Raw genomic sequence first — 12,363 nt, 5'->3', positions numbered from 1 at the left:
CGATTCTTTGGTAACTTGTAATAGTTTTTTGGTTTCTTCAGCCACTTCACCTACCTCAAAAGTATAGGCGTGGTCTCCGTAAAAACCATTTTTAAAACTTCCACAATCTACAGAAATAATATCACCGTCTTGTAAAGGAGTGTTGTTTGGAATACCGTGCACTACTTGTGTATTTGGACTCATACATAGCGAATTCGGGAAACCGTACATACCTAAAAAGGCTGGTTCTGCACCGTGGTCGCGAATAAATTGTTCGGCTAATTTATCTAAATATAGTGTGGTAACTCCGGGTTTAATTTCCTTTGCAATCATACCTAATGTTTTGGAAACAATTAGGGCACTTTCACGCATTAATTCTATTTCTTCTGCAGTTTTAATTATAATCATCTTCTTGATATTGAGACTGCAAAAGTAAAAAATTAATCCGGATTTGCTATTGTTTTAAACAAATCGGCGTTGGAAACATAAAATCTATTTTCGATTGAAATTTTCGATAATTGTGCCAGAACTAAATTGTTCTCGCGTGTATTTATTAAAAACAAAGAACTTTCTCCCATATTAAATAAACGCTCTTCGGAATTTAATAAAGTTGAATTGTCTTTTACCAAGTCTGTAATTAGATCTTCTTGTTTTTTTAGCGATTGAATTTCAGCTTTTTGCGATTCAATTTTGTTCATTAATTGTTCTTTTTCAAAACGTAATCCAAATTTTTCCGATTCAATTTTTTGCTTGGTTAATTTTAAGCTTCCGCGTTCTTTTCTTAGAAATAGAGGTATAGCAAAATTTACTCCAAATTTATAATCCTGAAATCGAAATTCTTGAAATTGGTTTGGGTTTGACAAATAATTATAGCCCACATCTATTGTTGGTAGTAATTGATTGGCTTTTAATTTTCTGTCCACTTCAAGCATATTAATTTTATAGTTAATCGCATTTATTTTAGGATGATTTTCTGTTTGAAAATTTATTAAGTTCAATTCGTTTGTATTCAAATACTCCTGAATATTTTTAAATAAATTTATTTCTGGATACATAGTTTCTTCTAATTCAATTGGCACAGCATTGTTTGTCCATAAAAAATTAGATAATTCTAAACGCGCTTTCGTTAGTTTTAGTAGTGCATCTTCTTTGTTTAATCGTCTATTTTTTACGATAATATTTGCTTCTACACTGTCAATTGCAGCTTTATCTCCTTGTTCAATTAGTGTTTTAATACCGGTTAATCGTATTTCAGCATTTTTTAAATAGGTATCGTATAATGTAAATTCTTCATAGTTTTTTTTCCAATTAAAATAGGAAATAGCTGCTTGGTGCAAAACCTGAATGGCTTGTAATTTTCTTTCAGCGACACTTAAATTAATATTTATTTTTGCTTTTCGTAAATCGGCCATTCGCTGATTTATTAAAAAACCTTGTAGTAGTGGAATTGAAATTCCAGCATAATTTAAGCCATCTGTTGGTGTGTTGTTTTGCGGATTTAAAAAAGAACCTTCGTTGCTTTCAAAACCGCCTTTAAATTCTATTCCGTACCAAGTTGGAATTTTAAATCCACCATTAAAAACGGAAAAATATTTTTTATCACCGAATTCTTTATTGTTAAAATCAGCTTCTAATTTTGGGTCAAATGCACCACGAGCCATTAATAAATTTGCTTGTGCTTGCGAAATTTCTAAATCGGCAATTTTAACAAGTGGGTGAAATTTTTTCACCATTCCTAAGTATTCGTTAAAGGACATTTCACTTGTTATTTGAGCACTAACAAAATTAACAGCGAAAAAGAATAATAAATAAAAGGTCTTCATTTTTGTGTTATTTTTCAGAAACATCTTTACTTTTTTCTTTAATTGTTTTGTAATAGTTTGGTGGAAACCCATTAAGAGTTCGCCATACTTCGAACCAAATTGGCACTTCATTTAATAATGCCATAGTTTGTGCTCCAGAACCTATGCTTAATTGTTTTGGCCATTTATGTTTGTCTTCTTCATCTGGCGCAATTAAAATTCGATATTTTCCATTTTCAGAAATAAAATTTTCAATAGCAACGATTTTTCCTCCAAAAGTTCCGTAAGATAAATTTGGCCATCCTGAAAATACAATTGTTGGCCATCCATCAAACCAAACTCGTACTTTTTCACCTTTTTGAATCAAAGGAAAATCATTTGGTGAAACATACGTTTCTACTGCAATATCATATTTTGCTGGCATTATACTGACAATCGGCGTTCCTTCTTTGATATTTTCACCTAATCCAGATTTTAATGCTCGGTTAACATAACCATTTTGAGGTGCAGTTATGTAATACATTCCGTTTCTTATTTTGTAATTTTGATATTGGTTTTCCAATTTGTTTACTTGCGCTTTTGTATCGTATTTATTACTTTGTGCTGTATATTGATCACTTTGTGCTTTTGAAAATTTTTCAGAATACTCGGCATTAATTCGACTAATTTCTACTCGTGCATTTATCAATTCGTTTTCGCTACTTAATAGTTTGTTTTCTTGTGTGATGATTTTTGCTTCAATCTCTTGTAATTTTAATCGTTTTTCTTCAACATCGGTTAATGGTTTTAACCCTTCTCTATTTAATTGAACGGCACGTTTAAATTGTGTATTGGCAATTTTTATCTGTGTTTTTATAGCCTCTAAATCCATACTATCGCTTTTTATTTTAAGAATAGCTTGTTTTATTTTGTTTTTGGCTTGCTTTGATTTTAAGTTTCTTTCATTATTTATTGCGCCCATTTGAGAGTCTAAAGCGCCCACTTTTCCTTCATAAGCAACAACAGCATCAACTTTAGCGTCTCTTTGATTTTTTGTATTTTCTACTAAATTTGGATCTAAATAATCCTCTTTGATTTCCGATATAAATAAAATAGTATCACCTTTTTCTACATAATCACCTTCGTTCACATACCATTTTTCTATTCTTCCTGAAATTAAAGATTGAATGGTTTGTGGACGCTGATTTGGTTTTAAGGTTGTCACCGCACCAGAACCGGATATGTTTTGTGTCCAGGGTAAGAAAATAAAAATAACACTTACTACTGAAAAAATAATTAGTATTTTGTTCAGTATTTTATAATGCTTTGGATTATTAAGCTGTTGTACGGCACTATGCTTTTCTAGATTAGAAGCTGGAATGCTGTTTTTATTTGAAATATTTAGCATAATTATATTTTTTTGATATCGTTACTAATTTTACCTTCACTTAACGTGATAACTCGGCTACATTTTTCTTTAAAATGAGCATTTTTAGAAACGGCTATTATAGTCCATTTTTGATCTTTATGTAATAAGAATTCAATAATTTTTTTAGCAGTATCCGAATCGGTTTTGTCTAATGCATTTTCAAAAAATAAAATTCTTGGTTCATTAATAATACTTCTTGCAATTAATATTTTTTGCATATTCGACGACGAAAGTTGTTTGCCATCTGAAGTTATTGGTGTTTCTAAACCTAAAGGCAATGTTTTGATAAATGAGGTTAAATCTACACCATCTAAAGCCCATTTTAATTTACTGTTTTCTATTTTTTGGTTAAATGTAATGTTGTCTAAAATTGTACCTTCAAATAGCGATTCGCCATATAAAATGCTACCAAAATGTTTGCGATAATCGTTTATATTTACTTTGTTGTAAGTATCGTCATTGATAATAAAATGACCTTTTGTTGGTTGTAATAAGCCACTCAGTAATCGGATTAAAGTTGTTTTACCTGAACCGTTTTCTCCTTCAATTATAATTCTTTCACCTTGATTAATTTCTAGGTTAATATCGTGTAAAACATTTTCATTTTCAAACTCAAATTTAAAATCAACATTTTCTAAAGTAATAGATAAATTAGAAAAACAAGAATTATTTTCAATTGAAGATTCACCATCTTGTTCTAATTCTAAATCGGTAATTTGTCCAATTTTTTCTACAGAAGTAAGCACGTCGTAAAACGTTTCTAGTCCTAAAATTATTTTTTCAACCGAATTAATCACTAATAAAATAATAATTTCAGCAGCTACAAACTGACCAATATTCATTTGCTGATTGATTACTAAAAAGCCACCAATAAGAAGTAAACTAGACGTAATTATTGCTTTGAAAATTAATAATTGCGAAAACTGTCTTTTTATAACACTAAAATGTTTTTCTCTGTACCCTAAATATTTAGTTACTAAACTATTGTTTTTTTCTAAAGCAAAATCAAGATGATTTGGGTTTTTAAAACTAAAATTATTTTTTGCTAATTCTAATAACCAGTTGGCTACTTTGTATTTTGATTTTGATTCTTTTAAACTAGTTTGTAATCCAGGTTGGTATGAAAATTTAAATATTAAATACAATAATATAGTCAGAAAAATTCCAAATAAAATAAAAAATGGGTGGTATAATGAAAGTAAAATGATTCCAAAAAATATTTGTAAAAATGCGGAAGAAAAATCAATTAAAAGTTTTGAAGTTCCTTTTTGTATAGAAATAGTATCAAAAAATCGATTTGCCAATTCGGACGTTTGCGAATTATGAATTTCATTAAATTTTAACTTCGGAATTCTATATGCAAATTCAAACGAAGAGCGTATGAAGATTTTTTGTTGTAAATTTTCTGAAATACGTAGTTGCATTAACGATAATATTCCTGCAAAAATTACCCCAATTACCACCAAAACAACTAAAACAATCCAAGACACACTAATTCTTCCTGCTTGAATGAAATTAATTATTGCCTGAATACCAAGTGGTAAGGATAAACTTATCAACCCTGAAAAAATGGCGTATGAAAATATTTGTACAATATCTTTTTTGTCTAATCTTAAAAGATTAAAGTATCTTTTTAATGGTGTTAAATTTTTCATCTTAAAAGGTTTTCAATTAAATGTATATAAAATTCAGAAGGGTTTACGTTTTCATTACAATTTGTAATTGTTTTTAAATGATTTTTTAGAAAATGCTGATGTAAAGACCCTTCAATTATCGAGGAAACCAAGCTTTTTGCAAAAGGGTAGTCAGGATTTACATCCAAAATCATTTTTTCAATTCTATAATTAATTTGTTTGTAAATTAAGAAAATGCCTTCTTTGTTTTCTTCGTCAACGTTCTTACTATATAACGTTTTTGTAAATTCTTCAATTATAATTTTGTTTAAAACAGCTTCGTTAATATGCTCTGTTTTGCTATCATCTTCTATAGACTCTGTAACTATTAATATTGCTTTTTTAAGTTTTTCAAATTTATCATTGATATTATTTGTTGAAAAAACCAAGCGATATTCTATCCAAGCCCAATACCAAGAAGATAAATACACCAATAATTTATGTTTGTTTTCAAAATATCGGTAAATAGAACTTTCGTTCGAACCAATTTTTTCGCCCAATTTTTTAAATGTAAATTCTTCAAATCCAATTTCATCGATAAGTAAAATACTATTTTTAATAATTTTTTTCCCCAAATCAGACGTTTCAGGATCTTTTACGTATGTTTTCGGATTGACTTGTATTTTTATATTTGCTAATAAATCTTGCATAATTTAGTCTAAATTTGTTTCTTTTTCCCCCTTGAAATCAAACGAATAAAGCAGTACTATGTTTAAAAAGTCTCTACCTGTTTCATCATTAATTTTATAATCAAATTGATAAATATAACCTGTTTGAATGGCTAAATTTTTATTTATGTCAAATCCTCCACCTAAAAATAATCTATTTCTTTCAAAAAAAGGTTCGTTATTTGTAAAAAATAGTTCATTCCATCCCAGTAGAAAATATTCTTTTTCTTTACTTTTTAATATTGGCACCTTTGCGCTTAACCTATATCTAAATCTGTTTCTATACCCCAAATTAGTATATCGTTGTTCAGCTCTATATCTATGCTCAACACTCATAAAATTAAATGGATTTTTAAATACTAGCTGAATCCAAGTTCTTATTTCTTTTTGTTTTATTGGTGTGGCAAAATCGCCATTTTCACTATATGTATTATAATTTCCAAATCCAGAATTTACATAAAAATTTGGTTTTATTTTGTAGGTAATTCCAGTTTTTACTTCATAATAATGAAAATTATCATAGAATTTTAAACTTCGCAACTGACTTTCAGCAAACACTTGCCATTTATCGTTAATTTTTAAGTTAATATTGGTTGTGCTCCAAGTCCCTAACTCGTTTTGTGAATAACAAAATGTGTGATAAAAGATAAATAAAAGTAAGCTATATCTCATATTTATAATTTAATTTTAAATCCAAAATTTAAATTTAATATATCTGACTGGTTAATTTGCAACGGATTTTTTTCTATATCTAAATACTGTAAATGATCTAAACCTTTAATTTGATTTGGTAAAAAATTAAAATTATTGTTATCAATATAAAGTTTTTCTAAATTTTTTATTTTATTAAAATTAGTTGGTAAATGATCTAGTTTATCATTTGATAAATGAAGTGATTTTAAATTAGGTAGTGAGGATAGCACACCCATATTTTTTTCTAAATTAAAATAAAGTTCGTCATTTAAATAAAGTTCCTCTAAATTTAATAAGTTTTTATATTCTTTTGGTATAATTTCAAAATCATTTCCACTCAAGTCTAAAAACTTCAATTTTTTTAATCCACCAATTTCAATTGGTAGTTCTTTGATGTGATCATTTTTTAATATTAAATATTCTAAATTAGTAAATTTTGAAAAGAAATTTTTTTCAAATTGTATAGTTTGATTACTTAAATTCAATATTTTAATATTTTCTGGATTTTTTATGGCTTCTTCTAAATTTGTTGGTTCAGAATATATTTTTAAACTATCCAATTTTTGTCCGAAACTATTTATGCTAATCATAGATATAAATATAATGCTAAATATAATTTTCATATTTTTTTTTAATTAGTTTTAATAGTATAGCAAATATACACTCAATATTGATAGTAATACTATTAATTTTGAGATTTTAACTAAAATTTATGAATTTTACACAAAAAAACCATCGTTAAGATGGTTAATTATTGAAGTTCAAAAAAGATTACTCTTTCTTTAATTCTAATTTTTCGGCAAAGTAATCACAAAAATCGGTCATAGCGCCAGCCATTTTTTCATCGCCCGTAGCGCGTTGAAATGTATCTGTCATAGCTACTAAAGTTTGATGAAAAAATATTTTCATTTCATCTACTGGCATATCTTTTGTCCATAAATCAATACGAAGGGTTTCTTTTGCTTTTGCATCCCAAATGGATAATAAAACCGTTTTGGCTTCTTCGTTATTTACGCCACCGTCTTGTGCAGTCCAAGTTAATTTTTCGGGTACATTATTTTCGTCTAATGCTATGTTTACTTTAATTTCAGATGTTTTGCTCATTTTTATTGGGTAAAAGGTTTTGGGTAAATAGTTAAAGGTAAAAAATAATAGAACTCTAATTACTGTTTTTTTGGTTTGTATTTCGATTTGTTAAAAATAACGGTTGGTTCAGTTTTTAAAAGTTGGTCTAAAGTAACCTCGTTATTTTCCATATAACTTTTTACAATTTGCCAACCTAACCACTGACCAATTCTCCCTGGCGATTCTCTATCTATTTCCAAATAGAATTTAGTAAAAGGGCCGTCTTCAATAAAACGTTGGTAATTTTTAATATTATTATCGTATAGTAGTTTTTCGTCAACTAAATAACTCCACATTTGAAATTCATTTTCCACACAGAATTTTTCTTGTATAGCTGTATATCCAATTTTTTGATAATTTGGCGTTTCAGGAAGCAAAAGATCTTTTAAATAGTGTAATTTTCCGTAGTAAATCATTTCACTAATTAATGTTTTGTCTTGTGACGGCACTATTTTTCTATAAGCAAAATTAGTTACCAAATCGGGTAGTATTTGGTGTGGTTCTAAGTTAGCTTTTTGATATTCAGTAAACGGCTCATAAAATTTATGATTTTTTCCTAAATACGTATCTAATGAAATTAATATTAAATCGTTTGTGTAAAACGCTTTTTTATCAATTAAAACTTCATTTACTAAAGTAATAACTCTTGGCGTTTTTTCTTCAGGAAAATAATGTTTAATTCTCGAAACCAAAATTTCTAAATCGTCTTCAATTTTTGAATTATCTGGAAATTGTTTTGAAACCTCTACATTTAATTCTTTAAAAATAGGATCGTTTAATTTGGCATACCAAATTGAATCTGGAAATTGCGTTGGAAATAAAAACGGATATTGATTTTTTAATTCAGGTAATGTTTTTGGAGTAGCTGCAGCATATAATTTATCGAATCGTTCGATATTTAAATCTACTGATTTTTTAATGTCTACTATTTCAATAGCATCATTTTTTTTACACTGAATGAGGCAAAAAAATGAAATTAGCAAGAATATTAATTTTTTCATCGTATGAAATTTACTATTTTTATCAAAAATTATTCAACTGCAAATATATAATTATATACCTATATTATTTACTAAAATTATGTCAAATAACACAACGTTGCATTTAGAAGGAATTCAAACACATATTGTCAATTGGTTAAAAACCTATGCTACAAATTCGGGTGTAAAAGGTTTTGTAATTGGAATTTCTGGTGGAATAGATAGCGCCTTAACCTCAACATTATGCGCACAAACGGGTTTTCCTGTTTTGTGTGTGGAAATGCCAATTCATCAAGCAGAAAGTCACGTAAATAGAGCCAACGAACATATTCATCAATTAAAATCTCGTTTTCCGAATGTGTTTTCCGAAAGAGTGGATTTGACACCAAGTTTTGAAACGTTTAAAAATAGCGTACCAACTTGTGAAAACGAGGCAGCTTTAGCTTTAACTTTAGCCAATACCAGAGCGCGTTTACGAATGACAACTTTGTATTATTTGGCAGGAATTCACGGTTTTTTAGTGGCAGGAACCGGAAATAAAGTAGAAGATTTTGGTGTAGGATTTTACACAAAATATGGTGATGGAGGAGTAGATATAAGTCCGATTGCCGATTTAATTAAAAGTGAAGTAAGACAATTGGCTAAATTTGTAGGTGTACCTGAAAGTATTTTAATTGCAAAACCTACAGATGGTTTATTTGGCGATGACAGGAGTGATGAAGACCAATTAGGCGCTTCATATGACGAGTTAGAGTGGGCGATGGATGCAATGGATAATGGAAAAACTATTGAAAATTTTGAAGGAAGAGAAGCGGAAGTATTTAAAATTTATCAACGATTAAATAGTATAAATCAGCATAAAATGCAACCCATTCCGGTTTGTGAAATTCCTAAATCATTAAGAAGTTAAAAATATAAATTTTAAAATCGAGCTAAAACCCGACCTAAATTTTTTGCGATTACTGAAGTTAACGATAAGTAATCTTTAATAGTTGAGAGAATTTCTGAGTTATCAATGTTAACATCAGAAGTTATGTTGTTTTTGTTTTCTTCAATAATATTGTTTAGCAAATACCATCGATAAGACAAAATGGTTTCGTTAACACTTTGTGCTAAATTTACATTTTTGTCTTCTACTACAATTTTTCTGCTTTCCCATTTGTGTAAAATATCTCGTTCTTCAAGCATTAAAATTGAAGTAATTTTATTGGCTATTTCAGGCGAAGTTTGCGAAATGTATTTGTCAATTTCAAATTCGATATTTTGATTGTAGTAATTTATTATATCTGAGTAAATGGTTTTAAACATTGGGTTTGACAACTCAATTTCGTCTTCTTGAAGTGCCAAATATATTTTTTCGTATACTTTATACGTGTTGGTTTCTTTTACTTCTACAATGTTTCCCGAATCGTCTTTTGATAAAAATGTTTCAGTAAAATCATCTGTTTTAGAACCGTTAATTAATAATATTTCAATAATTTTTTGTTCTAACTCGTATAAAATATTAATCTTTTCTGGTTGTAACTGTTCATTATTTTTATGAACTTCAAATGCTTTTTTCTCTTCGGTAAATTTTTTATTGACTTCAGAAATATCTTTCTTGAGCATTTGGGCTAACGTATTATACAATACGTCTTCCGAAATATCCATAATGCGCGAACATTCTTTAATATAGACTTCGCGTTTAATTTGGTCAGAAATTTTAGAAATACTTTGCACCATATCTCTAATTAATTCTGCTTTTTTAATCGGATCGTTATTGGCTTCTTTAACTAATAAATCAGCTTTAAACTGAATAAAATCTTTAGAATTTTCTTCTAAATACTGTTTTAAAACGTCATACGAATTGTTTTTGGCAAAACTATCTGGGTCTTCACCATCAGGAAAACTACAAACTTTTACGTTCATTCCTGCTTCCAAAATCAAATCAATTCCTCGGATAGAAGCCCGTAAACCTGCGGCATCACCATCAAAAAGTACAGTAATATTATTGGTTAATCGGTTTACTAAACGAATTTGATCAGCCGTTAATGCCGTTCCAGAAGAAGCAACAACATTTTCAATCCCACTTTGATTAAATTGAATTACATCGGTATATCCTTCAACCAAATAGCAATTATCCTGTTTGGCAATAGCTTGCTTGGCTTGAAAAATGCCGTATAAAACTTTACTTTTATGATAGATTTCACTTTCTGGCGAGTTTAAATATTTAGCAGCTTTTTTATCGTTAGTTAAAATTCTACCGCCAAACCCTAAAACGCGGCCACTCATACTTTGAATAGGAAACATTACTCGACCTTTAAAGCGGTCAAATGTTTTTCCGTCTTCTTGTTTGACGATGGTTAGTCCGGTTTTTTCTAAATACTCTAATTTGTATGCTTTTCCTAAGGCTTCTTTGGTAAACGCATCCCAAACATCAGGCGAGTATCCCAATTGAAATTTCTCGATAGTCTCTTTTGTAAAACCTCTTTCTTTGAAATATGACAAACCAATTGCTTGGCCTTCATCGGTATTGAGCATCGTTTTATGGAAATAATCTCGAGCAAATTCTGAGACCAAATACATACTTTCTTTTTCGTTCGCTTGTTCTATATCTTCATTAGAAACAATAGTTTCTTCCACTTCAATTCCGTATTTGTTTGCCAAATATTTTATGGCTTCTGGATACGTAAAATGTTCGTGTTCCATTAAGAAAGTAACCGAATTTCCGCCTTTTCCAGAACTAAAATCTTTCCAAATTTGTTTCACAGGCGACACCATAAAGGAAGGCGATTTTTCGTTTACAAACGGCGAAAGTCCTTTCATATTACTTCCAGAACGTTTGAGTTGTACGAAATCGCCAATGACTTCCTCTACACGAGCTTGGTCAAATACTTTTTCTATGGTTTCTTTAGATATCAATGTAACAAATTTGTTTTAGTTTGTAAAAATACAATAATTAAAAACATAAAAAAAACCTACAAGAAATTTCCTTGTAGGTTTTGAAAAAAGCACTTTTATAACTCAAATGTTATGCTTTTTTTAATTCCAATCAAAACGAATACCTAATGAAATATTGTTTTGATCTACTGGATTGTTTTTAAAAATAGGGTTTAAATCGTATTTTAAATATAAAGAAGTAGCTCTGTAACCAATGTAAGTACTTACACCGTAAGTGAAATCGTTTACATTGAAATCGCCTTTCTGATTTTCTCTAATTCTATAGCCATCTTGTTCGTATTGAATAAATTGTTTTGAGTTGGTATTTACACCCACAAAACCACCTATTCCAAAACGCGCTCCTGTATGCGATTTGAATACTTTTTTATCGTCCACTACTTTTGTTTTCGAAAAATCAAATTCTAAATGGATTGGCACTACAAAATACACATTTTTAAAATAGGTTCTTTTGGCTTTTGTTTCCACACCAGCATCCACTAAAACAGTTTGATTATTAATATCTGCAAACACTCTATTATTTGTAGCGTGTAGCTGGTTGTACATAAAACTAGCTCCGTATTTTAAATGCAATAAATTACTGTTGTTTGATAAACGCGTATTCAAAGTAATACCAAATTCCCAAAATCCAGAACGGGCATAACCAAAATCCGAATTGGCTACCATATTATTGGTGACTAAGTTGTTGAAGCCTGAAGCAAGAACGGTCTGACTAGTTGTTCTGTTTTCAGATTTGTTTTTGTCGTAGTATTTAGTTCTAAAACCACCAGGAAAAGAAAAACTGTTTGTTTTTAGAGTATCAAGAGTTTCATTAATAGTAATTTTATCATTCACTAAATCTAATAATGCCTTTTCTTGCTCAGCAATTTTAGTTTCAATGTTTTTAGCTCGTTCTTCTGAAAATTTTGTTTTTAGCCTTTGACCTTCTTCATTTGTGATTTCACCTTTTTTTACTTGAGCATCTATTGATTCCACTTCTTTTTTTAAAATTTTTTTCTCTTCCTCGGTTATTACTTTAATGTTGACAGCAATCATTAAAAGTTGTTTTTCTATAGTTTTTTCTTGTGCGCACACTTTATTTACTAATGTTAGCAGCGC

General features: G+C 29.1%; 12 protein-coding genes. 1 reads left to right on the top strand and 11 read right to left on the bottom strand.

Annotation, left to right across the window (positions count from 1 at the left end):
* The 9 genes from ACIQ11_RS04695 to gldB form a co-directional block, all read right to left on the bottom strand.
* Positions 1 to 387, bottom strand: a 387-nt coding sequence (locus tag ACIQ11_RS04695; RefSeq protein ID WP_396153275.1) for a M24 family metallopeptidase, incomplete at its 3' end; no start/stop codon positions are given.
* 32 nt (positions 388 to 419) lie between these two features.
* A complete protein-coding gene (locus ACIQ11_RS04690; RefSeq protein ID WP_396153273.1) occupies positions 420 to 1,802 on the bottom strand; it encodes a TolC family protein in 1,383 nt (460 codons plus the stop codon).
* Between the two features lie 7 nt (positions 1,803 to 1,809).
* Entirely contained in the window at positions 1,810 to 3,168 is a 1,359-nt protein-coding gene (locus ACIQ11_RS04685) for an HlyD family secretion protein (protein WP_396153271.1), read from the bottom strand.
* Positions 3,169 to 3,170: 2 nt separating this feature from the next.
* Positions 3,171 to 4,844 carry a peptidase domain-containing ABC transporter gene (locus tag ACIQ11_RS04680; protein ID WP_396153269.1) on the bottom strand — a complete coding sequence of 558 codons (1,674 nt, stop codon included), beginning with the start codon at positions 4,842 to 4,844 and terminating at the stop codon, positions 3,171 to 3,173.
* Entirely contained in the window at positions 4,841 to 5,512 is a 672-nt protein-coding gene (locus tag ACIQ11_RS04675; protein ID WP_396153267.1) for a TetR/AcrR family transcriptional regulator, read from the bottom strand. The genes ACIQ11_RS04680 and ACIQ11_RS04675 overlap by 4 nt, the downstream gene beginning before the upstream one ends.
* Positions 5,513 to 5,515: 3 nt before the next feature.
* On the bottom strand, positions 5,516 to 6,202 hold the full coding sequence (locus ACIQ11_RS04670) for a DUF2490 domain-containing protein (protein WP_396153265.1): 687 nt from the start codon (positions 6,200 to 6,202) through the stop codon (positions 5,516 to 5,518).
* A 2-nt stretch (positions 6,203 to 6,204) separates the two neighbouring features.
* Entirely contained in the window at positions 6,205 to 6,846 is a 642-nt protein-coding gene (locus tag ACIQ11_RS04665) for a leucine-rich repeat domain-containing protein (RefSeq protein ID WP_396153263.1), read from the bottom strand.
* Between the two features lie 148 nt (positions 6,847 to 6,994).
* Complete coding sequence (gldC, locus tag ACIQ11_RS04660) at positions 6,995 to 7,327, bottom strand: gliding motility protein GldC (RefSeq protein WP_291241231.1); 333 nt, start codon at positions 7,325 to 7,327, stop codon at positions 6,995 to 6,997.
* 59 nt (positions 7,328 to 7,386) lie between these two features.
* Complete coding sequence (gene gldB, locus ACIQ11_RS04655; RefSeq protein ID WP_396153261.1) at positions 7,387 to 8,349, bottom strand: gliding motility lipoprotein GldB; 963 nt, start codon at positions 8,347 to 8,349, stop codon at positions 7,387 to 7,389.
* Positions 8,350 to 8,428: 79 nt separating this feature from the next.
* Between gldB and nadE the strand changes: the two genes are divergently transcribed.
* Positions 8,429 to 9,238: an NAD(+) synthase gene (gene nadE / locus ACIQ11_RS04650; RefSeq protein ID WP_396153259.1), complete on the top strand. Its 810-nt coding sequence runs from the start codon at positions 8,429 to 8,431 to the stop codon at positions 9,236 to 9,238.
* Between the two features lie 11 nt (positions 9,239 to 9,249).
* On the opposite strand, the gene dnaG is transcribed toward nadE, so the two are convergent.
* Positions 9,250 to 11,229 carry a DNA primase gene (dnaG, locus tag ACIQ11_RS04645; protein WP_396153257.1) on the bottom strand — a complete coding sequence of 660 codons (1,980 nt, stop codon included), beginning with the start codon at positions 11,227 to 11,229 and terminating at the stop codon, positions 9,250 to 9,252.
* 120 nt (positions 11,230 to 11,349) lie between these two features.
* Positions 11,350 to 12,363: hypothetical protein (locus tag ACIQ11_RS04640; RefSeq protein ID WP_396153255.1), on the bottom strand; the 1,014-nt coding region annotated here is incomplete at its 5' end.

The sequence above is a fragment of the Flavobacterium sp. genome, from assembly GCF_044361065.1.
Lineage (GTDB): Bacteria > Bacteroidota > Bacteroidia > Flavobacteriales > Flavobacteriaceae > Flavobacterium.
The sequence above is the reverse complement of the archived record's forward strand: the minus strand, read 5'-3'. Positions and strand labels throughout refer to the sequence as shown.